Here is a 25,029-nt window from a genome sequence, read left to right on the forward strand (position 1 = left end):
TGTTTCTTTTTTAGATTAAAACCAACCTTTTTGGTTTACTTGGTATGTTTGAATAAACTCTTCATCAGATTTTGTTAAATAGATAATTCCTTCTATAAAAGGCACTAAAGAAGCAAAACCACAAGTTACAAACGTTAATACAACTTGAATAATACCTTCTTTTGTATACCCTAAGATAAATTTATGAATACCTAATGATCCAATTACTATTGCTAGAATACCTGCTAAAATTCGTTTACTTTCTTGAGTTGGAACTGGTTTTCCATTTTCATCAATTACATTCATTTTTTTTGTTTTTAATAATTAGTTGATGCCGAATTTATAAAAAAGCTTCGTCTTTTGGCTCCCAAAGTTCAATTTTATTTCCGTCTAAATCTATAATCCAACCAAACTTACCATAATCATACTCTTCTATCTTGCCTAAAACCTTCACTCCTTTTGTTTTTAGCTCTTCTAATAATTCTACTAAATTTTCTACGCGATAGTTAAACATAAAATCTTTATCTGATGGCTGAAAATGTTTAGTGTCTTTTGTAAACGGACTCCATTGTGTAGATGCTTTTTTTCCCTCGTTATCTTTCCACCAAAAAGTACAACCCCAATCATCTGTATTAAAACCTAAGTTGTTTTTATACCAATCTTTGGTTTCTGATACGTTTTCGGTTTTAAAAAACACACCACCTATTCCTAAAACTTTACCTTTTTTCATTATTTCTTTTTTATAGCTGATTCATAAATAGCAATCCATTCTTTAACGGTCATTTTTGTACAGAGTTCTTTGATTAAATCAAACGGAATTTCTTCTATTTTCTTGAATCGAATACAACTTTTACCCATATCTAATTTACGTTTACAATGCTTCGGATATTCAGCAACAAACCAATCGTATAATTCCTGTTTAGCATACAAACCCATATGATATAAATTGATTGAATTTTTCTGTGAAGCAATACTTATAAACGGCAGTGGTAATTTAGGGTCACAATGATAACCATCTAAATATAGAGCATGCGGTACATAATAGCCAATCATATTATAACTCATACCTTCTTCAAAACCTTGCGGAAGATTGTTTTTAATAGTATTTCGTAATTTTTCTAGAACTGCTTGTCGCTCTTCAGGAACTTGTGCAATATATTCTTCAGGTGAATTGGCTTCGTATTTCATGCTATCTGATTTTAAAAGCTACAAGTTAACAAAATTTTGATTTTATTTTATCTACAATTGTTTGTGCTAGTTTTTCTTTACTTTCAACTGTCCAGCCTGCTACATGTGGAGAAAGCAATACATTTTCTGATTTTATTAAATATTTAAATGCTTCTGGCATTTCGTCTCTCGACTCCGCTCGAGATGACCTATTAGTTATTACATTTTTTTGAAATAAATTTTCGAATGACTTTTTTTCGTATTCTAAAACATCTAAGCCTGCACCTAATATTTTACACGATTTTAAAGCATCCACTAAATCGGCAGTAACTACCGATTTTCCTCTTGCAGTATTTAAGAACCAAAAAGGATTCGAAAAAGCATTGATAAAATCAGCATTAACCATGTTCATCGTTAAAGCTGTTTGTGGAGTATGCAAACTCAAAACAGTTGCTTTTTCTTGCAATTCTTTTAATGAAACTTGCTTACAATTTTCATCACCAACATTGGGTTTAATATCGTAACAGATTACATCTACATCAAAACCACGAAGTTTTTTTGCAAAAGATTTACCCATATTACCATAGCCAATTAAACCAACTGTTTTTCCGTCGAGTTCAATTCCGCGATTTTCTTCTCGCAACCATTTACCATTTCTAACTTCTTTATCTGCTTTATTCAACTTATTAAAAAGTGATAATAACATTCCCAAAGTATGCTCACCAACGGCATTTCTGTTTCCTTCGGGAGCCGAAATTAAATACACGCCTTTTTTCTCGGCATAGTCACAATCTATATTTTCTAAACCAGCACCTACTCTACCAATAAACTTAAGATTGGTTGCTTTATCTAAAAAAGTAGCATCAATAGAAAATCTACTTCGGATGATGATTCCGTCATAGCGATGAATTTTGGCTTCAATTTCTGATTTTGTAGACTTATAATCTTCTTCATTCGTAAAACCTGCATTATTTAATTGCTCTAATAACAAAGGGTGATTTGAATCTAAGTGAAGTATTTTCATTTTTTATCTGATAAAAAAAAGCCTTCTTTTCAGAAGACTTTTCAGTTTAATATTGTTCTTTTTCGCTAGGGAAATCTTGCGATTTCACATCGGCTATATAATTTTGAAAAGCACCTGTCATTTCTGAGTATAAATCTAAATACCTACGTAAAAAACGCGGATTAAATTCATGCGTCATTCCAATCATATCATGGGTAACTAATACTTGTCCATCTACTCCGGCTCCGGCTCCAATACCAATAACAGGTATTGTAAGCGCGTCTGCTACTTTTTTAGCCAAACCAGCTGGCACTTTCTCTAAAACAAGCGCAAAGCACCCTATTCTTTCTAACATTAAAGCATCTTTTATTAATTGTTCTGCTTCTTCCTCTTCTTTTGCTCTTACTGTATAGGTTCCGAATTTATAGATAGATTGAGGTGTTAATCCTAAATGTCCCATTACCGGAATACCCGCATTTAAAATACGTTTGATAGAATCTTTTACCTCTTTACCACCTTCTAATTTTATTGAATGCCCTCCCGACTCTTTCATGATTCTAATGGCAGAACGCAATGCTTCTTTAGGATCTGATTGGTAACTACCAAAAGGTAAATCTACCACCACTAAACAACGCTCAATAGCTCTTACCACAGAACTTGCATGATAAATCATTTGATCTAAAGTGATAGGCAAGGTTGTTTCATGTCCCGCCATTACGTTTGATGCCGAATCACCTACCAAAATAACGTCAATTCCCGCTCCGTCTACAATTTTTGCCATCGTATAATCATAAGCAGTTAGCATAGAGATTTTTTCTCCGTTTGCTTTCATATCCACTAAAGACTTCGTTGTTACTCTTTTATATTGTTTTTTAGCTACTGACATTGTTTTAAATTTTCTTGATTGTAAAAATACGCAATTATTCGCTTGAATTATCTCTTAAATTTAAGTTCCTAAGAGATTAGATAATATTTACAGAAGTCGTTAATCTTCTGTTAATTATATTATAACTGAGTTCGTTTTTAATAATTTCACTTTTTTAAAAGCCAAACTATCATGCCTAAGATAATTACACTATTTATTATTTTTATTCTTACTACCGTTGTTAACGCCCAAAACACCACAGAAAACATCGCTATAAAAAAGACTATTGAAACTTTTTTTGACGGACTTCATCAGGGTGATAGTACTTTAGTTAGTTCAACCTTACATTCAACAATTAAAATACAGACTACTTTTTCGGATAAAGAGGAAAATAAAAAATTAGTAACCAATAGTAGAGAAAAATTACTAATAGGAATTGCGAATAAAAAAAGTGAACATACTTATTTAGAAAAAATTCTTTCTTGGCAAATTCATATTGATGGTAATTTAGCTTCTGTTTGGATTCCTTATGAATTTTATTTAAATGATAAATTTAGCCATTGTGGCGCAAACTCTTTTCAATTATTCAATGATAACGGAAAATGGAAGATAATTTACTTGGTAGATATGAGACGAAAAAACGACTGCAAATCTTTAAAAAAATAAAATGAAAAAAATAGTAATTATCTTTTTATTACTTTTTCAAAACATCAATGCTCAAGAGGCTAAAATGTTCTTACCTAAATTATTTAACGGATTACCTAATGTTAGGGATTTTTCTCTAAATAATACTGGTGATGAATTTTATTTTACTGTAGAAAGTTATACTAAAGAGTACTCATTTATAGCATTTTCAAAAAAAATAAATAATTTGTGGACTGAACCTAAAACGGTAGCTTTTTCAGGGAAATATAAAGATTTAGAACCTTTTTTATCACCAGATGGATTAAGATTATTTTTTGCTTCCAACAGAAAAAATAATACTTCAAATGAAATTAAAAAAGATATTGATATTTGGTATGTTGTAAGGAAATCAATAACTGATGACTGGTCTAAACCTATAAACGTTGGCGAAGTAATTAATACTGTAGCGGATGAATTTTATCCGTCGGTTACAAATAATGGCGATTTATTTTTTACTGCTTCTTATGACAGTACTAAGAGAAAAGAAGACATTTATGTAAGTAGGTTTATTGATAATAAATATACAACACCTGTTTCATTAAGTACTAATGTAAATTCAGAAAAATATGAATTCAATGCTTTTGTAGCTCCAGATGAAAGCTATATTATATTTACATCGTACGGAAGAAAAGACGATTTAGGTCAAGGCGATTTATACATCAGTAGAAAAGATAATAATAACAATTGGTTGCCTGCAAAACATTTAGGAAAAGAAATTAATAGTAAAAAATTAGATTACTGTCCGTTTGTTGACTCAAACACTAATATGCTATACTACACTACAAGTAAAAATACGATCCCAAAAAGCTTTAAATCAAGAAAAACGATGAAAGAAACCATTAATTTTATAAATAGTAACGCTAATGGATTAAGCAGAATATATGAGGTTTCATTAAATAAAAAATAACTTATATTTGGGGCAATGAACCAAACAAACAAATCCAACACTTTATCTCCAAATAACTGGGTAGATGCTTATGCTGATTATTTATTTAATTATGCTGTTGCACGTGTAAATGATTCTAATATCGCTAAAGATTTAGTTCAAGAAACTTTTTTTGCTGGACTTAAATCTGCTAAAAATTTTAAAGGTAAAGCTAGTGAAAGAACTTGGTTGGTTTCTATATTAAAAAGAAAAGTGATAGATCATTATCGAAAAATAAATTCTAAAAAAGGACAAGCTGAAGTTAGGATGAATTTTTATGAAAATGGTGAAAATGAAGGAGATTGGATAGAAGAACGTGTACCACAATCTTGGGATAATGAGATTGATAAAAGTATTGAAAACGTTGAATTGAAATCTCAATTAGATAGCTGTATAGATAAATTACCGGAAAAATATGCTATGGTTTTCAGAATGAAAACCATACAAGAATTTGAGACTGAGGAAATTTGTAAGGAACTAAATATCACTCCGTCAAATTTATGGGTAATCATCCACAGAGCAAGAACGCAGTTAAGGAGCTGTATGGAAACAAATTGGTTTAACAAGTAAGAGGTAATGTTTAAAAAATTTAAATTAACATGTAATGAAGCAACTACAATTTGTGATAAAGCACAATATGGAGAAGCATCATTTTATGAAAAAATACAGCTTAATTGGCACCTAATAGTTTGTAAAATATGCAAAACATATACTACGCAAAATAGTAAAATGTCTGATCTTTTTAAAATGAAAGCTGCTAATTGTAAAAGTGAAACAAAGTGTTTATCAAACCAAGATAAAGACATACTTAAAGAAAAATTACGTCAGTTAAATTGATACAATTGTTTTTAAGATTGAAACGGAATTTATTTTATAATGAGTTCCGTTTTTTTATACCTTTGAACCAAAAAATAAAAGCATGCATTTTCTTCCTGAAAAAATTGATACTTATGTTGTTAATCACTCACAGCAAGAGCCAAAAATATTACAAGAATTAACTAAAGAAACTTGGCAAAAAGTATTAAACCCTAGAATGTTAAGCGGTGCTTTTCAAGGAAGAGTATTATCGATGATTTCAAAATTAATTAACCCGAAGTCTATTTTAGAAATTGGTACTTACACGGGCTATTCTGCACTGTCTTTAGCTGAAGGTTTAGCAAAAAATGGAAATCTTTATACTATTGATAAGAATGAAGAATTAGAAGAGCTACAAACTACTTATTTTCAAAAATCAGATTACAAAAATCAGATCCATCAATATATTGGAAATGCAATTGATATTATCCCGACTTTAGACACTAAATTCGATTTGGTTTTTATTGACGCTGATAAATCAAATTATCTAAATTATTTCGATTTAATTATTGAGAAAATGAATAGCGGTGGTGTTATTTTATCTGACAATGTACTTTGGAGTGGAAAGGTAGTTGAAGAATTAAACCCCAAAGATATTGACACTAAAATTCTTTTAGAATATAATAAGAAGCTTAATGAAGATAGCCGCTTAGAAACTGTTTTATTGCCGATAAGAGATGGCTTAACAATAAGTAGAGTTAAATAATTTTTACTACCTACGCTTTATAGGTCCCGTAAAATCATCAATATTGTCTTTAACTTTATTAACTTCTTTATTAATATCTTTTACGAAGTCGGTATCTATACCTTGATTTTTGGCACTGTTGTTTATTTCCTTTTTTATATCATTTGTAGCGTCTTTAACTTGACGTATACCTTTTCCTAATCCTCTAGCTATTTCTGGAATTTTGTCTGCTCCGAATAACATAACGACTAATAACAAGATTACAAAAATCTCTGGACCTCCTATAAATAAAAATACTGTATTCATTAGTACAAAGGTAATTAAAATAGATAGTAAAATTCTTTATAAAACAAAAAAAGCCAAACTTTACGTTTGGCTTTTTTTTATGATGTTTAAGTAATTAATCTGCTAGGATAATTACTTTATTATCTTTCATCTCTAAAGTTCCAGATTTGATAGCTAAAGTTAACACTTTATCATCTTCTGGTAAACTTACTATACTGCCATGTAAATCATCAAAAACTAAGTGATTTTGCGTATGTACGTGTACTTTTACGGTTCCTTTATTTAAAATAGACACAACTGGTGCGTGATTATTTAACATCTGAAATTCACCGTCAATACCTGGTACAGTAACAGAATCTACTTCTGATGAAAACAAGATAGCTTCTGGAGTTACAATTTCTAAAAACATAATTTCAATAGAATTAATTATTGTTAATTGTTACTTGAATTATGCTTCAGCTAACATTTTCTCTCCCGCATCAATTGCTTCTTGAATTGATCCTTTTAAGTTAAACGCTGCTTCAGGATATTTATCTAATTCTCCATCCATAATCATGTTAAACCCTTTAATAGTATCTTTAATGTCTACTAAACATCCTGGAATACCTGTAAACTGTTCAGCTACGTGGAAAGGCTGAGATAAGAAACGTTGTACACGACGTGCTCTGTGAACTACTAATTTATCTTCTTCAGACAATTCTTCCATACCTAAAATCGCAATAATATCTTGCAATTCTTTATATCGTTGTAAAATTTCTTTTACGTTTGTTGCTGTATCATAATGCTCAGCTCCTAAAACTTCAGCAGATAAAATTCTTGAAGTAGAATCTAATGGATCTACTGCAGGATAAATACCTAATTCTGCAATTTTACGAGATAATACTGTCGTTGCATCTAAGTGAGCAAACGTTGTTGCTGGTGCTGGATCTGTTAAATCATCTGCAGGCACATAAACTGCTTGTACAGATGTAATAGAACCTTTCTTAGTAGAAGTAATACGTTCTTGCATTGCTCCCATTTCTGTAGCTAATGTTGGTTGGTATCCTACTGCTGATGGCATACGACCTAATAATGCCGATACCTCAGAACCTGCTTGTGTAAAACGGAAGATATTATCTACGAAGAAAAGAACGTCCTTTCCTTGTGCTTCTCCTGCTCCATCACGGAAATATTCTGCAATTGTTAAACCAGATAAAGCAACACGTGCACGTGCTCCAGGCGGCTCATTCATTTGTCCGAATACGAAAGTAGCTTTAGAGTCTCTCATTCCTGGCTTATCTACTTTAGATAAATCCCATCCTCCTTCTTCCATAGAGTGCATAAAGTCATCACCATACTTGATAATTCCTGACTCTAACATCTCTCTTAGTAAATCGTTTCCTTCACGAGTTCTTTCGCCTACACCAGCGAATACAGATAAACCTCCGTGCCCTTTTGCGATGTTGTTAATTAACTCCTGAATTAATACGGTTTTACCTACTCCTGCTCCACCAAATAATCCAATTTTACCTCCTTTTGCATACGGTTCAATTAAATCAATTACCTTAATACCTGTAAACAACACTTCTGTTGACACTGATAAGTCTTCAAATTTTGGTGCTTGACGGTGAATTGATAATCCTGCATCACCAGTTTTAGGTAAATTACCTAATCCGTCAATAGCTTCACCTGTTACGTTAAACAAACGACCATAAATATCGCTTCCTATAGGCATTTGAATTGGGCTTCCTGTAGCAATCACCTCTGTACCTCTACTTAAACCATCTGTCGCATCCATCGAAATGGTACGAACTGTATCTTCACCTATATGTTGTTGAACCTCTAATACTAAAATTGAACCATCAGCTTTTTTAATTTCTAATGAATCGTAAATTTTTGGTAATTCAGCATTTTCTGTATTAAACTCAACATCGATAACTGGACCAATAATTTGAGAAACTTTACCTGTTATTGTAGACATTACTATATGTAATTAAAGTTATTTAATTTGCTATGTAAGCTTTAGCTCATTTTTCAAAGTGCAAAGGTAATTTTTTTAGTGGAATTTAAAAAACGTTTCACGCTATTTTTACTAAAAATATTGAACAAAAAAAATGCCTCACATTTGTGAGGCATTTTATAAAACTTACGTTTTAACTAAATTATTTTGTTAATTTAATTTCAACACGTCTGTTTTGAGCTCTTCCAGCTCTTGTTTTGTTATCAGCGATTGGATAGTCCTCACCAAATCCAGCAGACACTAATCTATCAGCAGAAATACCAGCTTTCACAACTAAATAATCTAAAACAGCCTTAGCTCTTCTTTCTGATAATTTTTTGTTACTAGCAGCTCTACCTTGACTATCTGTGTGACCTTGAATACTAAATTTAGCTTTAGAATATTCTTTCATGATCGCAGCAATTAAATCTAATTTACCAGAAACTCCAGCTCTAAAAGATGTTTTTCCTGAGTTAAAGTAAATAGCTCTTGCGAAATCATTTAATTTCTTTTCAGCTTCCTTAGTAATTAATACTTCTGGACATCCGTTGTTAGAAGCAACACCTGCTACATTAGGACATTTATCGTCTTTATCTAAAACGCTATCACCATCAGTATCTGGCCAAGGACAACCTGCGTTTGCTGCAGGACCTGCTACTGCAGGACACTTATCTTTACCATCAACTACACCGTCACCATCAGTATCAGGACATCCGTTGTTAGCTTTAGTTCCTTTTTCTGTAGGACAAGCATCGTCTTTATCAGCAATACCATCACCATCAGTATCAGGACATCCGTTTAAAGCTGCTAAACCAGCAACTTCTGGACATGCATCATCTGCATCCTTAATTCCGTCATTATCAGTATCAGGACATCCGTTAAATTCTTTTAATCCTGCAACTTCTGGACAAGCATCATCTTTATCGAAAACACCGTCACCATCAGTATCAGTACCACCAAATTTAAACACTAAACCAACTGAATGTTGGAAATGGTCTTGTACATTATCACTAAATTCTTTTTTACCACCAGTTTGAAAGTTTAAACCTAAGTTATCGTTAAACCAAGTATTGAAACCAAAACCTGCATTTAACATCCCTTCACCTTGATCAGCTAAAGAAGTGTAACCACCCCCTAAATAAACATAAGGATCAAACCAAGAAGTTTCACCTACTAAGTTATTTAAGTCATACTTTACGTTAGCATCAATAGCCCAGTAAAGTTCATCCATATCATTTTCACTAGCGAATGTTTCAATCTTGTTTATAGATCCTGCTAATTCTAAAGTAAAACCTTCGTTTAAGTATTTTCCTACAGTAATTCTAGATATTGATGGAAGTACATTCCAGTCACTAGTACCTACGTAATCTTTTGCATAATCTGAAAATTCAGAAGGAATTCTAACGTCTACAGCGTTAACTCCAAATCCTACAGCCCATGGGTTGTCAGAATCTTGTGCGTTTACCGTCCCTAAAGTAGCGAACGTAAACAAAGCTATCACAGCTAATTTGATTTGTTTCATTATAAAAAATTTAAATTAAAAGTTCGTTTATATATTTAGCAAATGTAAGTTGTTAAAACTTATTTACAAAAGCAAATCTACAAAAACTTACAATAAGTGCAAGATTTCGTTTAAGATATTTAAATCACTCCCAGCTCTTTCCCTACTTTTATAAAAGCTTTTATAGCTTTATCTAGGTGTTCTTTTTCATGTGCTGCGGACAATTGCACGCGTATTCTTGCTTTTTCCTTCGGCACAACCGGAAAGAAAAAACCTATCACATAAATACCCTCTTCTAATAATTTATTTGCCATATTCTGAGAAAGTTTTGCATCGTATAACATCACTGGAACAATTGCCGCGTCTGCTCCAACCAAATCAAAACCTGCTTTCTCCATTTCTGTTCTAAAGTAATTGGTATTCCACTCTAACTTATCTCTTAAAGAAGTATCGTTTGATATTAGATCAAAAACTTTTAATGCACCTCCTACTAAAGATGGCGCTAATGAGTTTGAGAATAAATACGGACGTGAACGCTGACGTAATATTTCTATAATTTCTTTTTTTCCTGTTGTGTAACCTCCCATTGCACCACCAAGTGCTTTTCCTAAAGTACCGGTTACAATATCAACACGATCCATTACATTTTTAAGTTCAACAGTACCACGACCTGTTTTACCGATAAAACCTGTAGCATGACATTCATCGACCATTACCATTGCATCGTATTTATCAGCTAAATCACAAATTTCATCAAGCTTTGCTACAATTCCATCCATAGAGAAAACTCCGTCAGTAACAATAATCTTAAAACGGTGTTCTTGTTTATTTGCTTCAATCAACTGCGCTTCTAAAGAACTCATATCATTATTATCATAACGATAACGAGCTGCTTTACACAAACGAACTCCGTCTATAATAGAGGCGTGGTTTAAACTATCTGAAATAATAGCATCTTCTTTTGTTAACAACGGTTCGAAAACTCCACCATTTGCATCAAAAGCAGCAGCATACAATATAGTGTCTTCTGTTGTATAAAATTCTGCAATTTTTGCTTCAAGCTCCTTATGAATATCTTGTGTTCCACAAATAAAACGAACAGACGACATTCCGAAACCATGTGTATCCATGGTATCTTTTGCTGCTTGAATTACTTCTGGGTTATTTGACAATCCTAAATAATTATTTGCACAAAAATTAATTACTTCTTCCCCTGTGGCTATTTTTATAGCTGCATCTTGAGATGATGTAATAATACGTTCTGATTTATACAATCCGGCGTCTTTAATCTCTTGAATTTCTTGTTGTAGTTGTTCTTTTATTTTTCCGTACATAATTTATATTTTATTTACATCTACAATCGATGTGGTATTTATATTTAAAAGGTCAAAGTTAATTGTTAAACTTCTTCAACCAAAATTTCTTCATTAATATATATAAGTAGTTTTTTATCAACCTTAAAATTCATCGATTTTAACACACGTTCGTATCGTAATAATTGCTGATGATAACTCTTGGATGGTTTTCCTGTTTTATAATCGATAATAGTTACTGCATTATTCGTATCAAGCACCAATCGATCGGGAATTAAAATCTGATTATCAACATCAACAATTTCACGCTCATTATATATAGTTACTTCTTGTGAATAATAATGCTGCAAATCTGAATGATTTACTATTTTATTAATATCTGTTTTAATCGTTTTTGCTTGTTCTTTGTCTATTATACCTTGTTGCTCGTATTGATTCACTATTTTTTCTACATCACGCTGGGTTGTAATTTTCGCCATCATTTCGTGAATCAAATTTCCAAACTCAATTGCTTTTCCTTGCTCGGTATTCCACAGTTTTGAAGCACTTGCCAACATATGAATATTGTGCTCTTGCCAAGGCGTAGATATAAATTCTTCCTGAATAGCTGCTAAAGAAGCGATTTCTTTACGTTCACTTATTCGCGTTATATCTCCAAAAGAATATTCTAACTGATCATTATTCCATAGATTTTTTTCTTTTAGATAATTGATAAATATTCCTGAATAAAAATTAACATTCTCTTCTCCTTTAGCCGTAATTTTATATTCGGTAATTATATGCAACTGCTCTACCGAACGCGTTAAAGCAACATACAAAAGATTAAAATTATCTAATTCTAATTCTTCTCTTTGTTGATCGTATATTTCTAAACTTCGATCGTTTATAGCTTTTAAATCTTTATTAAACGGCACTAATAATTCCTTAAAATTTTCAAAGTCGGCTGGTAAATCATCTAACCAAATTTTCGGATTTATTTGTCGATAAATTTCTAAATCGTACGGAAAAATAACCACCGGAAATTCTAGTCCTTTCGATTTATGAATCGTCATAACCTGAACAGCGTTTCCACTTTCGGGAGCCACAATGCTTAAATTTGCTTTTTTATCTTCCCAAAAATCTAAAAACTCCTGAATACTCGTTCCTTTTCGTTGTTGTTCTAAAACCACATCTAAAAAGAATTGCACATAGGCATCTGAAGAGTTTATCAATTTAAAACCTCGGATGATTTCCTCTACTTTTTCATAAAACGGTAATTGATGAAAATCGGCTAATTCAAAAGATACTTGATAACTTAATAACTCTTTAAAAATTGCATCATTCGGCTGATGAATCATTGCTGATATAAAAGCATGTTTTTCCGTTTTCAACCCTAAATGATCGTGTAAGAAATACAAAACCTCTAACAATGCTTCTTTATCATTCGGATGTTGAATTACTTGTAAAACATCAACAATAAAATTTACTTTCGAGCTATTTTGCAACAACAACGTTTCTGAAGAAATAATGTTAATTCCGTTTTCAGATAAATAATTTGCCACTGCAATTCCGTCTTTTTTCTTACGGACTAATACACAAATTTCATTTAAAGAAAAATCGGCTTCTAAACTTTTAATGGTTTCTAATATTTTCTTCGGATATTTTAAAACCTCATCCTCTTTTTCCTCTTCCTTATCTAAAAAAGACAACGAAACGTATCCGCCTTTTTTTGCCGTTGTTAACTGCTTATTTCCTTCAATAAATAATTGTTTGTAATTTTCATTTTGAAGAAAATTTGACGTGTGCTGAAAAAATTGATTGTTAAAATCAATTACCTCTGTGTAACTTCTATAATTAGTCTCTAGTGTTTTTATTTCTTTCGGAACATGAAACGGATTCTCAACATCCGATCCTAAAGAAATAAACTGCTCTGCTTTACCACCACGCCAGCGATAAATAGCTTGTTTACCATCACCTACCAACAATAAATTACTTTTTTCTTGTGCTAATGCATTGTCGATTAACGGAATTATATTTTGCCATTGTAACACTGATGTATCTTGCATTTCATCAATAAAATAATGCATAAACCGTTGCCCAATTCTTTCATAGATAAACGGCGCTGGTTGATCTTTAATATTGTCAGAAATTAATTGATTAAACTCAGCATTTAATCGGATATTATTTTCTTCTTTTATATGTGTTAACTCTAAATTAATATGATTTAAAACAGCTAACGGAATGATACTTTTTAATGCCAATTTGTTCATTAAAAATTGCTGATACAATTCTTCTGAATGACTGTATAAATTCAACAATTCAGGCAAAACACCTTCAATGGCGTTTTTTATGTCGTCTGATTTTGACTTTGCATAAAAATTATTTTCTTCGATACGTTCGCGAAGCTTTGAATCTTCGAAAAACTTTGCTTTCTCTGGATTTTGAGACAACGCCAAAAAATGATTCGGCAACATAGAGCGATAAAAATCTTTATGATTTATTTGTGCCGTTTCTATAATCGCTATTCCCTGACTCCCAATTTCTATAAATCGCTTTTTTATCTCTTTTTGATATTTAGAAAGTTTAGTTTTTAAGTTGGTAAAATCAGCTAGCTTTTTATCCGCCAGCTTTCTAAAATGCTTCGTATCGTCTTCATTTAATAAAATTCTAGAAAACTCATTAAGCTCCAACGAAATATCCCACGATTTATCATCATCTGCTTTATCTAAGGAAAAATCAATTAATAATTTCGTTAAATCTTTATCAGTTCCAATTTTAGAAATCAATATATCAACAGCTTCATTTAATAAAGAAACTGCATCCATTTCCACTTCAAAATTTAGCGACAATCCTAAATCGTACGCAAAACTTTTAATTATTTTATGCGTAAAACTATCAATCGTAGTAATTGAAAAAGCAGAGTAGTTTTGTAAAACAGCATCTAATATTTTCTTACTTCTGTCTTTAACGGTTTGTTTATCAATTGTAATTTCATTGATAATAAGTTGAAACAAATCGTTTTCTTTTCCTTCAGAGAATTCTTGCAAATTTTCTAACACACGCTCTTTCATTTCACCAGCTGCTTTGTTGGTAAATGTAATCGCTAATATTTTCTGAAAATTAAAAATATCATCAGAACTCAATAAAACTTTTAGATATTCTTTTACAAGTGTAAACGTTTTTCCGCTACCAGCAGAAGCATTGTACACTTCAAAATTAGAAGAATTTTGCACAGGTTATTTTTTTATGCAAAGTAACCTATTTAAAGAAAATAAGAAAGCAGAGAACAGAAATATTGTTACTTACCCTCTAAACAAAAAGAAATCTTTTTTCATTGATTCGATCTTAGAATCGTCGTTTGTTATAATATAATCTATTGCCTTTTCGGTAAAGGTTTTCCCTTTTTTGGTAAGTGATATAATTTGATTTTCTATAACAATCATATTATTTTTTCTAGCTAAATCTACTACGGATTTTGCTTTTATTTTATGCCAATTTATATGCTCATTTAAATGATTAATATGTCTTTCTCTTTTTTCAGTATGATTATTTAAGTGCAACAAAAAAGTAAGCAATTGCACTTCTTTTTGTTGTTGCCTGTTTCTGTAAATTACTGAAATCAACCCTCTTTTGGGAGCCAATAAATACACGAAGAAGAAAACTAAACCAAGCATGCTAATCATAGATCCAGATATTGAAGCATCTAGCCAATGCGCTACCCAATAACCCGAAATAGCCGAAAACACGCCAAATAACCCTGAAAAAACTAACATTTTCTTTAAATCATTCGTTAATAAATAAGCAGTAGCCGCTGGCGCAATCATTAAAGCTACAACTAATATTGCTCCGACTGCATCAAAAGCTCCAACGGTTGTAATTGATGCCACACTCATTAATCCGTAATGAATTACAATTGGTGAAAAACCTAAAGCTGTTGCCAAACCAGCATCGAACGTACTTATTTTTAACTCTTTAAAAAAAGCGATTAAAAGGCCTAAGGTAATTACCAATATTGTTCCTATGATCCATAATGATTTAGGTCCGATATCTGTTCCGTTAATTATTAATCTATCAAACGGTGCGAAAGCCAATTCACCCAATAAAACAGCGTCTACATCTAAATGAACATCGTTTGCATTTTTGGCTATTAAAAGTACACCAATACTAAACAATGCCGGAAAAACTAAACCAATTGCCGTATCTTCTTTTACCAATTTTGTTTTCTGAATATACTCAACCAATACCACGGTTAAAATTCCTGATAAGGCTCCCATTAAAATCAATAAAGGAGAATTTAAATCGTGTGTAATAAAAAAACCGATTACCAAACCAGGTAAAATCGAATGGCTAATAGCATCGCTAATTAAGGCCATTTTCCGCAATACCAAAAACACACCAGGTATTGCACAAGCTACTGCTACTAAACTTGCTATTAATTGTATTTCTATCTGAGCACTACTCATTTTCTACATGTTGATTATACAAATTACCTGCAAACTGGTATCCTTCCTCCGTCATCGACCACATTCTACCTTGCACTTTTATATATTTTTTTTCTTCTAATTCTTTTAAAGTACCTCTGGTATACCCTTGAAAGTTATTTAAAATTTTTACCGCATGCGGATGTGATTTATCTTCGTGCGTTTTTACCAAATCAAACATAAAAGACAAGGTTTTATGTAACTGTAAATCTCTTCTATTCTTTAAAAGACGTATTTGACGAAAAAGCAATCCTCTTGAAGGTGAAAGAACAAATGAAAACACTACAAATACTGCGGCAACTAACACAATTACAGGCCCTGTAGATAAATTAGATTGACTTGCGCTAATTCCTGTACCCACAACACCAGCAAGCGAACCAAAAACAGCTGCTAAAACCACCATGGTACTTAAACTATTTGTCCATTGACGCGCCGCTGCTGCTGGCGCTAATAACATAGCGCTCATTAAAACAACGCCTACTGTTTGCAATCCTAAAACAATTGCTAATACGATGAAACAGGTTATTAAAGCATCAATAAATTTCACATTAAAACCTAAAGTTTTTGCATAATCTGCATCAAATAATAAGAGTTTAAATTCTTTCCAAAAGAGCAATAATACCGCTAAACAAATAGCTGTAACTATTGCCATAAACCAAACATCTTTAATTAGTAATGTTGCTGCTTGACCAAATAAAAATTTATCTAAACCTGATTGATTTGCGTTTGGTAATTTCTGAATAAAAGTTAAAAGTAACATTCCGAATCCGAAGAAAACAGAAAGAATCAATCCTAAAGCAGTATCTGTTTTTAAATGCGTGTTTTTTACTATTCCACGTATCCAAAAAGCTCCGATCAATCCACTTATCAATGCACCCAATAATAAAACGTTGGTATCTTTTGTGCCTGTAATTAAAAACGCAATGGCAATACCCGGAAGTGATGCGTGCGAAATTGCATCGCCCAATAAACTCTGTTTTCTTAACACTGCAAAACTACCTAACATACCACAAATAGCGCCTAAAATTGCAGTACCAATAGTAATTGTTCGAAGTGTATAATCTGTAAAAACGAGTTTAAAATATTCAGAAAAGTCGATAGTAGTTAGTTTTTAGAAATTAGTATTTTTGTTACGCAAATATTTTTGTAGACCTATAATCATCTTTGAAAGTTCTACTAATTTTTCACGAATTTCATTTTCAGATTCTTCAGAAATAAAATTTTGTCGTTTTGCAATCGAAACACAAACAACACATTCATTTGTAGAACCTAATGCTATTTGCAAAAATCTATTAAACTGTTTGTCTGTATCTGCTGAACCTTCAGCAATATTTAATGCAATAGAAACAGCTGCTCTATTAAATTGAGATTTCAACCCATAACGTTCTGTATCTGGAAAATTATTTGATGTTTCATAAGAAAAATCGACAAATTCAAGTGCTTTTTGATACACTTTCAAATCTTCAAACTTGAATTTTATTTCTCTCATTTTTATTGATTTTTTTTTCTAACCTCTATTCACTAAAATCCAAAAAACTTATTGCTGTACACTTACTTTATAGTTAATTCCGTAAGTTTTCGTTAGATTATCATCGTTAAAAATTTCTTTTACAGGACCTGTTGCAATCTTCTTTACATTTAAAAAAGTTACCCAATCGAAATATTCAGGAACGGTTTGCAAATCGTGATGCACTACAACCACTGTTTTTCCTGATTTTCGTAATTCTTTTAAAATATTGATAATGGTGATTTCTGTAGTTGCATCTACTCCCTGAAAAGGTTCATCCATAAAATAGATGGATGCGTCTTGTGCCAATGCTCTGGCTAAAAAAACACGTTGTTGTTGACCGCCTGAAAGCTGAGAGATTTGCCTGCTTTTAAAAGCTAACATCCCCACTTTTTCTAGTGCTTCTAATGCTGTTTTTTTTTGTGATTTCCCTGGGCGTTTTATCCAACCTAAACTTCCATAGGTTCCCATCATAACAACATCTAAAGCTGTGGTAGGAAAATCCCAATCTACACTTCCTTTTTGCGGAACATAAGCAACTAATTTTCGTTGTTTATCATATGGTTTCCCATAAATAGAAACACTCCCTGCAATGGGATTTATAATTCCTAAAATAGATTTTATTAAGGTAGATTTTCCTGCGCCATTTGGCCCAACAATCGCCATTAAAACTCCTTCAGGAATGGCTAAATCAATATCCCAAAGTACTGGCTTGTAATTATAAGCAACTGTTAAATCATCTACCGTCACTGCGTATTTTGTTTCCATATTATTTTAATGCGTTAACAATCGTATTCACGTTTGCTTTATACATACCTATATAAGTTCCTTCTTTTGTTCCTGCATTTCCTAATGCATCAGAATATAATGTTCCGCCAATTACAACCTCTTGTCCTTTAGATTTTACAGCTTCCTGTAAAGCTTCAATAGTTCGTTTTGGAACAGAACTTTCTACAAAAATTGCTTTTACATTATTTGCTATGATAAATTTTGCTAACTTCTGAACATCCTGAACACCAGCTTCTGTTGCTGTTGATAATCCTTGTAAGCCTACAACATTAAACTGATGCTGATTTCCGAAATAATTAAAAGCGTCGTGTGCGGTTACCAAAATTCTTTTTTCTATTGGCAATTCGTTTATTTTGCTTTCAACCTCTTTGCTTAAAGCTACTAGTTTCTCTAAATATTCTTTCGCGTTTTGCTGATAAAAAGCAGCGTTTTTGGCATCAATTGCTGCTAATTTTTCTGTTACATACGATGTTATCTTCCTCCAGTTATTAAGATCAAACCAAATATGAGGATCGTAATTTGAAGCGAATAACGCTGAGCTTATCAAGTTCTTCTTATTAATTACATCAGAAACAACAACCGTTTTTTTATTTTGATGTTGCATTTTCTCAAAAACCTCTTCTAATTTCCCTTCTAAATGTAATCCGTTATAAATAACAACATCAGCATTAAATAATTTTGAAACATCACCTTCACTAGCTTTATACAAATGCGGATCTACTCCTGCTCCCATTAAACCCTTAACGTCTAATTTATCGCCTCCAATATTCTTTACTAAATCGGTAATCATCGTAGTGGTTGTAACTACTTTTAATTTACCGTTTTCGTTTTTTGCTTTTTTACCACAACTTACTGCTAATAAGATTACAAATAATAATGCTATTCTTTTCATCTTAATTTTTTTGTATATAAATATTGTTTGCTACTTTATTTGAAATCGTCATTTCTTTCTCGTTGATTTTCACTAAAAAAGAGTCATCAAAAGGTTCTTTATCTAACACTTGTATATTGAGTCCTAATCCGATTTCTTGCTTGTCTAAAAAACGCAAAAACTCAGAAGAAGTATCGTTTACACCTACACAAACTCCTTTTTCGTTTTTTTGCAGTGTAGCTAACAAGCTTTTTTTTATTTGAGGTAAATTCCCATCCTTATCAGGAATTGGATCTCCATGTGGATCTCTTTTAGGATGTCCTAAAAAGGCATCTAACTCGTCTATTAGTTTTGGCGATTTTATATGCTCTAATTGCTCTGCTACTTCATGCACTTCATCCCAAGAAAAATTAAGTTTTTCTACCAAAAAAACCTCCCACAATCGATGTTTACGAATAATGCTAGCCGCAGTTTTTTTTCCGAGCTCGGTTAACGTAACACCTTGATACTTTTTATAAACAACCACTTCTTTATCAGATAGCTTTTTAATCATATCTGTTACCGAAGAAGCTTTTGTTTTTAACCGCTTAGCAATAGCATTTGTGCTAATTCCTTTATCAGATATTGCTGCTAGGTGATAAATGGTTTTTATATAATTTTCTTCTGACTGACTAAACATTGTATTTTTTTGACTTTACAAATATATAAATTTTCATTTATATAAAATAATTTTTAGTCTTATCTAAAAATTATTTTACCTTTGTAGAAAAATAATAAATAAAGTACCCATGAAAAATGCTGTTTTTTTAATTATTCTATTTGCAACCACCTTTATAAAAGCACAAATAATTACAGGAAAAACAACCAACCTAAAGGGAGAGACAATCCCTTTTGTAAACATTCTCGTAAAAGGAACAAACATTGGAACAACAACTGATGAAAACGGAAATTACACGATAGAAACATCAAAAAATAAATTTGTTTTAATTGCTTCTTCTATTGGGTTTTTATCAGAAAGAAAAAACATCAACTTAAAATCATCAGAAGAAAAAAAAGTAGATTTTATTTTAACTGAAACTGCTGAGATTTTAGATCAAGTTACTGTAACAGGAACAAGAACGGATAGGCGAAGTACTAAAAACCCTGTAATTGTAAACGTAATTAACAGTGAAACTTTAGCAGACGTACAAGCATGCAACTTATCTGAAGGTTTAAAATTTCAGACCGGCTTACGTGTAGAAACTGACTGCCAAACTTGTAATTACACGCAATTACGTATGAACGGATTGGCAGGTGGTTATTCTCAAATATTAATAAATGGACGACCAATTTTTAGTCCACTAACCGGTTTATATGGTTTAGAGCAAATACCTACCAATATGATAGATCGTATTGAAGTTGTTCGCGGTGGCGGCTCTGCATTATACGGATCGAGCGCTATTGGTGGTACTGTTAATGTGATTACTAATGTTCCTAAAAAAGACGATTATAGTATTCAATACACTTATCAAAATTTTAAAGGCGCTTCAGATCATATCATTGCTGGTAATGCAACCGTTGTTAATGATGCTAAAAATGCTGGAATTTCTTTTTTCATAAATAATAGAGCTCGAGAAATTTACGATCATAATGGCGATAACTTCTCTGAATTACCACAATTAAAAAACAACTCATTTGGTACTAATTTGTTTTTCTTACCAACAGAAAATCAGAAGTTAGAAATTAACTTCAGTAAAATGAATGAATATCGTTATGGCGGCGAAATGATTAAAAACGCACCGCATTTTGCATTACAATCCGAAGAAAGAACACATGATGTATATGTTGGTAATATTGATTATCAAATTAATTTTAATGAAGATAAAAGCTCATTAATTACCTATTTTGCTTCTCAATACACCGCCAGAGATCATTACACAGGTATTCGCCCAGAAATAGGAACTCCTGAAGATACAGTTCATTTGGCAAATCCGCCTTATGGAAATTCAGAAACTACTACGTTTCAAGGTGGAATTCAGTTTAATCATAAACTAGAAGATTTCTTACAAGGAAATAATGTATTAACTATTGGTGGTGAATTTGTACAAGATGATGTGTATGACGAAATTGTTGCTTACAAATATGTTGTTGATCAGATTACTAAAAACTACGGTTTTTTTTTTCAGAGTGATTGGGAAATAAACGAAAAGTGGAATTTACTTGCAGGTGTTCGTTACGATCATCATAAATTAGATGCTTTAAAAAGAGACGGAACCAAAAAATTAATCACCAACAACGTGGCAAGTCCACGAGTTTCTTTACTTTTTAAACCTTTTGAGAAAACACAAATAAGAGCCACTTGGGGAACCGGTTTTAGAGCGCCACAAGCTTTTGATACCGATTTACATATTGCTTTTGCAGGCGGCGGAATATCGAGAGTACAACTTGCTGATGATTTAAAAAGAGAACGCTCTAATAGTTATACCGTTTCTTTTAATTACGATCAACCAACAGAACACTATATATACGGCTTTACAGTTGAAAGTTTTTATACCAACTTAAATGATGCTTTCTTTTTAGAATCTATAGGTGAAGATGAATTTGGTGAAGTTTTTGAAAAAAGAAATGGTGATGGCGCTATTGTAAAAGGAATTACTTTAGAAACAAGATTAAACTATGACGGAATTTTTCAGTTTGACGCTGGTTTTACGTATCAATCGAGTAAATACAATACTGCTATTAATAATTCTGATGCTTTAAATCCGAAAAAAGAATTTTTACGCACTCCAACTACTTACGGATATGCAACAGCAACATACACTCCTAATCAGAAATTTAAAACCGCTTTAAATTTAGTGTATACAGGTAAAATGGATGTATTGCACTTAGCTTCTGATTTAAACTTAGCGAATGACGAATATTTTAAATCACCAAACTTCTTTAATCTAGGAATTAAAACAAGCTATAATTTTGAATTAGAAAAGTTAGATAGTAATATCGAATTTTTTGTAGGTGTTAAAAACCTTTTTGATGCTTATCAAACAAATTTCGACGTAGGCAAGGAACGTGATAGTAACTTTATTTATGGTCCTGCAAACCCAAGAATTTACACATTAGGCTTTAAAATATTTAAATAACCTATTAACACATACAATATACTGAAACCGGGAAGCTTATGTAAGCTTTTCGGTTTTTTCATAATCTACAGTTAATATTCTCGTAACAAAACAAGCCTTTATTAACATTTAAGAAACATTCTAATAAAACAAGGATAATTTACCTGTAACATTCGCTTTACAATATAACGTCAGATTTGCATTGTATTTAAAACGTAAGTTAATTAGAATGAAAAATTTAATATTAATAGCTCTTTTAGGCCTTTGCAGTTTTGTTTATTCACAAGATAAAGGAACCGTTAGTGGTCTTGTTACAGATAAAGAGATGAACAATGAAGCATTGCCATTTGCCAATGTTTTTATTAAAGGAACAACTGTTGGAGGAACTACAGATTTTGATGGTAAGTATACACTTAATGCTCCTGTCGGAAATCAAATAATAGTTTTTAGTTTTGTTGGTTATCAAACCATAGAAAAACAAATTATTGTTAAAGCCAATCAAACAATAACCGTTAACCAACAATTAGGAGCAAACGAAGGTGTTGCTTTAGATGAAATTGAAATTAAAGGTAGCACAAGTAAAGATAAAGCAAGTGCTTTATTACTTGAACAAAAAAAGGCCGTTGTTATTAAAGAAAGTATTGGCGCTGAAGAGCTATCGTCAAAAGGAATATCTGATGCGGCAGGAGCGGTTTCTAAAATTTCTGGAGTTTCTAAGCAAGAAGGTTCAAGCAATGTATATGTTCGGGGTTTAGGAGATCGTTATTTAAATACCACAATGAATGGTTTATCATTACCATCAAACAACATTGCTAAGAAAAACATCGATTTAAATTTATTTCCTTCTGATATTATCCAAAACGTATCTATCAGTAAAGCTTATTCTTCTACTTTTTATGGAGATTTTGCTGCAGGTAATATCGATGTTTCTTCAAAAGAATATAAAGGTAACGGATTTGTAGAGGTAAATCTTAGTTCTGGTGTAAACTCTAGAGCAATGGGGCAAGATTTTAAAAAGAGCGAAGGAACTGGTGATTTTGGTTATTATAATAGGTTTAAACACAATCCGTATGCAGTTGTGCTTTCTCATGGTGTAGATCCTATAAATGCTAGCAGCCCTATTAACAATTCTATTGGTATTAATGCTGGTAAATCTTTTGATTTTAATGACGAATCTAGATTAAGCCTTTTTGGAACCGCATCATTTAGTAGAAATTTTGAATATAGAGAAGGACCTGTTGTAGATTTTTCTAATGTATTTAAAAAGAAATATCCTAACGCACAAGAATACTCTTACTCAACTTCTACAACAGCAATGTTAAGTGCTTTTTATAAAATTAATAGCGACCATAAATTAAAATTCACCTCTCTTTTCTTAAACAATTCTGGTGATGAAGTTGGTTACTATGGTTATAAAGGTTTAGGTGAAAACAGAGATGCTTTAAGAAATACTGATGAAGGTTTTTATCAAATGAATGTGCAATATAACCAAGATCTTGTTTTTGTAAATCAAGTAACCGGTGATCATAAATTTGAGGATGACAAACTAAAATTAACCTGGGGTATTGGTTACAATAATGTTTTTGCTCACGAACCAGATAGAAAAAGAATAAGCTTAGAGAACTTTCAATATTCTCTAGACAATGACCCTAATACAAACCCTGTTTTCTTTACTAATAACTCTTTTGATAACCAACGTTATTTTCAAAAAATTATTGATGAGGAATTAAATAGTAGAATAAACTTAACTTATAAAACTTCAGAAAACCTAGCTTTAAACTTTGGGTATAACGGAAGAATTAAAGAAAGAAGTTTTGAAAATATTAGATATGGCTACGACATTTTAAACAAACAATTTGAAGTAACAGATGTTAATAATCTTAATGCTATTTTTAACATAAATAATGCCCAAATATTTAAAGACCAAACAGGTAAAATATTTAAACTAGATGCTTTTAGAAACATCCCTGGATATGAAAATGGTAACATTGCTAGTTTACCTGGTTTAAACGAAAACACCTATGATGGTCAATTAAAAATACATGCAGGTTATGTTTCTGCTGAAATAAGCGCAGGAGAAAAATGGGTGATTGTACCTGGTATTAGACTTGAATCTTTCAATCAAAATATTAATTATAATGTTATTAATATTAACCCGAATGACCCTGGTTACAGAAGCGCTTCTGAAACGTTTTTCTTACCAAGTTTAAACCTTAAATACGCATTAAACGAAGATCAAAACTTACGTTTTAACTTTAGTCAAACTGTATCTGTTCCAGAGTTTAAAGAAGTAGCTCCTTTTATATACGAAGGTATTGGACAAAGAGTTGGTGGTAATCCTGATTTATTAGACGACCCATCATTTTCCAAAGTATTTAATATCGATTTAAAATATGAATGGTTTATTTCTAGAGATGAAATAGTATCAATCGCTGCATTCGGAAAACAAATTAACAACCCTGTAAACCTTGTAATAGCGAATAGTGCAGCAGGTAACCAACGTTATTTTAGAACAGGGGATAAAGCTACTGTTTTAGGTGTAGAGCTAGAGGTACGTAAAAACTTAATAAAAAATGAAGATGATGAAACAGTAATTTCTACTGGTTTTAACTTTACTTACATGCACACAAAACAAGATTTAAAACAAAACATCTCAGGTCTTTCTCGCTACAGCACAACCTTTAATAGAGATAGTGATGAGCTTCAGGGTGCATCTCCATTCTTAATAAACGCAAATATTAATTATAGTCCGATAAGTTTTAAAAACTACAAGCCAATTACCTCAATCGTTTTCTCTTATTTCTCAGATAGAATAGATGCTTTAGGAGCTGGTGCATTAGGAAACATTATCGAAAAAGGAGTACCAACTTTAGATTTTGTTTGGAAGAATAAAATTGGTGAAAAATGGGAAGTAAACTTAAAAGCTAAAAACTTATTAGACCCATCAATAAAAAGAGTTAGAGAAAACACTTCTATAGGAGATGTTATTTTATCTGAATATAAAAGAGGAACGAATATAGGCTTAGGTCTTAAATACAAATTTTAACAACTAAATAAAAACACTTAT

General features: G+C 31.8%; 24 protein-coding genes. 7 read left to right on the forward strand and 17 right to left on the reverse strand.

Annotated features, from left to right (window positions below):
- Positions 1–15 precede the first annotated feature (15 nt).
- From RRF68_RS08085 to panB, 5 genes are read right to left on the reverse strand one after another with little or no spacing between them, the layout of a single operon-like run.
- Complete coding sequence (locus RRF68_RS08085) at positions 16–285, reverse strand: TM2 domain-containing protein (protein ID WP_218771620.1); 270 nt, start codon at positions 283–285, stop codon at positions 16–18.
- A gap of 34 nt (positions 286–319) precedes the next feature.
- Positions 320–709 (reverse strand): VOC family protein, encoded by a 390-nt coding sequence (locus RRF68_RS08090; RefSeq protein ID WP_315944029.1) that lies wholly within the window; start codon positions 707–709, stop codon positions 320–322.
- Entirely contained in the window at positions 709–1,167 is a 459-nt protein-coding gene (locus tag RRF68_RS08095) for a DUF1801 domain-containing protein (RefSeq protein ID WP_315944030.1), read from the reverse strand. The genes RRF68_RS08090 and RRF68_RS08095 overlap by 1 nt, the downstream gene beginning before the upstream one ends.
- 25 nt (positions 1,168–1,192) lie before the next feature.
- Positions 1,193–2,170 carry a 2-hydroxyacid dehydrogenase gene (locus RRF68_RS08100; RefSeq protein ID WP_315944031.1) on the reverse strand — a complete coding sequence of 326 codons (978 nt, stop codon included), beginning with the start codon at positions 2,168–2,170 and terminating at the stop codon, positions 1,193–1,195.
- Between the two features lie 46 nt (positions 2,171–2,216).
- Complete coding sequence (gene panB / locus RRF68_RS08105; protein WP_275314977.1) at positions 2,217–3,035, reverse strand: 3-methyl-2-oxobutanoate hydroxymethyltransferase; 819 nt, start codon at positions 3,033–3,035, stop codon at positions 2,217–2,219.
- Positions 3,036–3,206: 171 nt separating this feature from the next.
- Here panB and RRF68_RS08110 point away from each other — a divergent pair, with 171 nt between their 5' ends.
- From RRF68_RS08110 to RRF68_RS08130, 5 genes are all read left to right on the forward strand, one after another.
- Positions 3,207–3,680, forward strand: a complete 474-nt coding sequence (locus tag RRF68_RS08110) for a nuclear transport factor 2 family protein (protein ID WP_315944032.1) — start codon at positions 3,207–3,209, stop codon at positions 3,678–3,680.
- A 1-nt stretch (position 3,681) separates the two neighbouring features.
- Entirely contained in the window at positions 3,682–4,605 is a 924-nt protein-coding gene (locus RRF68_RS08115; protein WP_315944033.1) for a hypothetical protein, read from the forward strand.
- 15 nt (positions 4,606–4,620) lie between these two features.
- Positions 4,621–5,193: a sigma-70 family RNA polymerase sigma factor gene (locus RRF68_RS08120; protein WP_275314981.1), complete on the forward strand. Its 573-nt coding sequence runs from the start codon at positions 4,621–4,623 to the stop codon at positions 5,191–5,193.
- Between the two features lie 6 nt (positions 5,194–5,199).
- Complete coding sequence (locus RRF68_RS08125; protein ID WP_218771628.1) at positions 5,200–5,460, forward strand: hypothetical protein; 261 nt, start codon at positions 5,200–5,202, stop codon at positions 5,458–5,460.
- A gap of 82 nt (positions 5,461–5,542) precedes the next feature.
- The gene (locus RRF68_RS08130) at positions 5,543–6,184 is read left to right on the forward strand and encodes an O-methyltransferase (protein ID WP_218771629.1); all 642 of its coding nucleotides are present in this window, start codon (positions 5,543–5,545) and stop codon (positions 6,182–6,184) included.
- Positions 6,185–6,190: 6 nt separating this feature from the next.
- On the opposite strand, the gene RRF68_RS08135 is transcribed toward RRF68_RS08130, so the two are convergent.
- The 12 genes from RRF68_RS08135 to RRF68_RS08190 all read right to left on the reverse strand — a co-directional run bounded on the left by RRF68_RS08135 (position 6,191) and on the right by RRF68_RS08190 (position 19,546).
- Positions 6,191–6,469, reverse strand: a complete 279-nt coding sequence (locus RRF68_RS08135; protein ID WP_218771630.1) for a twin-arginine translocase TatA/TatE family subunit — start codon at positions 6,467–6,469, stop codon at positions 6,191–6,193.
- A gap of 94 nt (positions 6,470–6,563) precedes the next feature.
- The gene (locus RRF68_RS08140; RefSeq protein WP_218771631.1) at positions 6,564–6,857 is read right to left on the reverse strand and encodes a FoF1 ATP synthase subunit delta/epsilon; all 294 of its coding nucleotides are present in this window, start codon (positions 6,855–6,857) and stop codon (positions 6,564–6,566) included.
- A gap of 39 nt (positions 6,858–6,896) precedes the next feature.
- Entirely contained in the window at positions 6,897–8,408 is a 1,512-nt protein-coding gene (atpD, locus tag RRF68_RS08145; protein WP_218771632.1) for a F0F1 ATP synthase subunit beta, read from the reverse strand.
- Positions 8,409–8,589: 181 nt separating this feature from the next.
- Positions 8,590–9,948, reverse strand: coding sequence for an OmpA family protein (locus RRF68_RS08150; protein ID WP_315944034.1), 1,359 nt, complete (start codon positions 9,946–9,948; stop codon positions 8,590–8,592).
- A 119-nt stretch (positions 9,949–10,067) separates the two neighbouring features.
- Complete coding sequence (kbl, locus tag RRF68_RS08155; protein ID WP_218771634.1) at positions 10,068–11,261, reverse strand: glycine C-acetyltransferase; 1,194 nt, start codon at positions 11,259–11,261, stop codon at positions 10,068–10,070.
- A gap of 65 nt (positions 11,262–11,326) precedes the next feature.
- The gene (locus RRF68_RS08160; protein ID WP_315944035.1) at positions 11,327–14,452 is read right to left on the reverse strand and encodes a UvrD-helicase domain-containing protein; all 3,126 of its coding nucleotides are present in this window, start codon (positions 14,450–14,452) and stop codon (positions 11,327–11,329) included.
- Positions 14,453–14,521: 69 nt separating this feature from the next.
- A complete protein-coding gene (locus RRF68_RS08165) occupies positions 14,522–15,682 on the reverse strand; it encodes a metal ABC transporter permease (RefSeq protein WP_275314986.1) in 1,161 nt (386 codons plus the stop codon).
- The gene (locus RRF68_RS08170) at positions 15,675–16,799 is read right to left on the reverse strand and encodes a metal ABC transporter permease (protein WP_315945371.1); all 1,125 of its coding nucleotides are present in this window, start codon (positions 16,797–16,799) and stop codon (positions 15,675–15,677) included. Before RRF68_RS08170 ends, RRF68_RS08165 begins: the two co-directional genes overlap by 8 nt.
- A 12-nt stretch (positions 16,800–16,811) precedes the next feature.
- Positions 16,812–17,189 carry a four helix bundle protein gene (locus tag RRF68_RS08175; protein WP_315944036.1) on the reverse strand — a complete coding sequence of 126 codons (378 nt, stop codon included), beginning with the start codon at positions 17,187–17,189 and terminating at the stop codon, positions 16,812–16,814.
- 48 nt (positions 17,190–17,237) lie between these two features.
- Entirely contained in the window at positions 17,238–17,975 is a 738-nt protein-coding gene (locus RRF68_RS08180) for a metal ABC transporter ATP-binding protein (protein ID WP_315944037.1), read from the reverse strand.
- Between the two features lies 1 nt (position 17,976).
- Positions 17,977–18,888: a metal ABC transporter solute-binding protein, Zn/Mn family gene (locus tag RRF68_RS08185; protein ID WP_315944038.1), complete on the reverse strand. Its 912-nt coding sequence runs from the start codon at positions 18,886–18,888 to the stop codon at positions 17,977–17,979.
- Between the two features lies 1 nt (position 18,889).
- Positions 18,890–19,546, reverse strand: a complete 657-nt coding sequence (locus RRF68_RS08190) for a metal-dependent transcriptional regulator (protein ID WP_218771640.1) — start codon at positions 19,544–19,546, stop codon at positions 18,890–18,892.
- Between the two features lie 109 nt (positions 19,547–19,655).
- Here RRF68_RS08190 and RRF68_RS08195 point away from each other — a divergent pair, with 109 nt between their 5' ends.
- Both RRF68_RS08195 and RRF68_RS08200 read left to right on the forward strand, forming a co-directional pair.
- Complete coding sequence (locus RRF68_RS08195; RefSeq protein WP_315944039.1) at positions 19,656–21,983, forward strand: TonB-dependent receptor; 2,328 nt, start codon at positions 19,656–19,658, stop codon at positions 21,981–21,983.
- Positions 21,984–22,191: 208 nt separating this feature from the next.
- The gene (locus RRF68_RS08200; RefSeq protein ID WP_218771642.1) at positions 22,192–25,008 is read left to right on the forward strand and encodes a TonB-dependent receptor; all 2,817 of its coding nucleotides are present in this window, start codon (positions 22,192–22,194) and stop codon (positions 25,006–25,008) included.
- Positions 25,009–25,029 lie beyond the last annotated feature (21 nt).

Source organism: Tenacibaculum sp. HL-MS23 (assembly GCF_032463465.1).
In the GTDB taxonomy this organism is placed as follows: domain Bacteria; phylum Bacteroidota; class Bacteroidia; order Flavobacteriales; family Flavobacteriaceae; genus Polaribacter; species Polaribacter bernardetii.

What these genes read in the sequence shown, in the direction of transcription:
- RRF68_RS08085 (WP_218771620.1), bottom strand. Translation starts at nt 285, where the DNA reads ATGAATGTAATTGATGAAAATGGAAAACCAGTTCCAACTCAAGAAAGT.
- RRF68_RS08090 (WP_315944029.1), bottom strand. Translation starts at nt 709, where the DNA reads ATGAAAAAAGGTAAAGTTTTAGGAATAGGTGGTGTGTTTTTTAAAACC.
- RRF68_RS08095 (WP_315944030.1), bottom strand. Translation starts at nt 1,167, where the DNA reads ATGAAATACGAAGCCAATTCACCTGAAGAATATATTGCACAAGTTCCT.
- RRF68_RS08100 (WP_315944031.1), bottom strand. Translation starts at nt 2,170, where the DNA reads ATGAAAATACTTCACTTAGATTCAAATCACCCTTTGTTATTAGAGCAA.
- panB (WP_275314977.1), bottom strand. Translation starts at nt 3,035, where the DNA reads ATGTCAGTAGCTAAAAAACAATATAAAAGAGTAACAACGAAGTCTTTA.
- RRF68_RS08110 (WP_315944032.1), top strand. Translation starts at nt 3,207, where the DNA reads ATGCCTAAGATAATTACACTATTTATTATTTTTATTCTTACTACCGTT.
- RRF68_RS08115 (WP_315944033.1), top strand. Translation starts at nt 3,682, where the DNA reads ATGAAAAAAATAGTAATTATCTTTTTATTACTTTTTCAAAACATCAAT.
- RRF68_RS08120 (WP_275314981.1), top strand. Translation starts at nt 4,621, where the DNA reads ATGAACCAAACAAACAAATCCAACACTTTATCTCCAAATAACTGGGTA.
- RRF68_RS08125 (WP_218771628.1), top strand. Translation starts at nt 5,200, where the DNA reads ATGTTTAAAAAATTTAAATTAACATGTAATGAAGCAACTACAATTTGT.
- RRF68_RS08130 (WP_218771629.1), top strand. Translation starts at nt 5,543, where the DNA reads ATGCATTTTCTTCCTGAAAAAATTGATACTTATGTTGTTAATCACTCA.
- RRF68_RS08135 (WP_218771630.1), bottom strand. Translation starts at nt 6,469, where the DNA reads ATGAATACAGTATTTTTATTTATAGGAGGTCCAGAGATTTTTGTAATC.
- RRF68_RS08140 (WP_218771631.1), bottom strand. Translation starts at nt 6,857, where the DNA reads ATGTTTTTAGAAATTGTAACTCCAGAAGCTATCTTGTTTTCATCAGAA.
- atpD (WP_218771632.1), bottom strand. Translation starts at nt 8,408, where the DNA reads ATGTCTACAATAACAGGTAAAGTTTCTCAAATTATTGGTCCAGTTATC.
- RRF68_RS08150 (WP_315944034.1), bottom strand. Translation starts at nt 9,948, where the DNA reads ATGAAACAAATCAAATTAGCTGTGATAGCTTTGTTTACGTTCGCTACT.
- kbl (WP_218771634.1), bottom strand. Translation starts at nt 11,261, where the DNA reads ATGTACGGAAAAATAAAAGAACAACTACAACAAGAAATTCAAGAGATT.
- RRF68_RS08165 (WP_275314986.1), bottom strand. Translation starts at nt 15,682, where the DNA reads ATGAGTAGTGCTCAGATAGAAATACAATTAATAGCAAGTTTAGTAGCA.
- RRF68_RS08175 (WP_315944036.1), bottom strand. Translation starts at nt 17,189, where the DNA reads ATGAGAGAAATAAAATTCAAGTTTGAAGATTTGAAAGTGTATCAAAAA.
- RRF68_RS08180 (WP_315944037.1), bottom strand. Translation starts at nt 17,975, where the DNA reads ATGGAAACAAAATACGCAGTGACGGTAGATGATTTAACAGTTGCTTAT.
- RRF68_RS08185 (WP_315944038.1), bottom strand. Translation starts at nt 18,888, where the DNA reads ATGAAAAGAATAGCATTATTATTTGTAATCTTATTAGCAGTAAGTTGT.
- RRF68_RS08190 (WP_218771640.1), bottom strand. Translation starts at nt 19,546, where the DNA reads ATGTTTAGTCAGTCAGAAGAAAATTATATAAAAACCATTTATCACCTA.
- RRF68_RS08195 (WP_315944039.1), top strand. Translation starts at nt 19,656, where the DNA reads ATGAAAAATGCTGTTTTTTTAATTATTCTATTTGCAACCACCTTTATA.
- RRF68_RS08200 (WP_218771642.1), top strand. Translation starts at nt 22,192, where the DNA reads ATGAAAAATTTAATATTAATAGCTCTTTTAGGCCTTTGCAGTTTTGTT.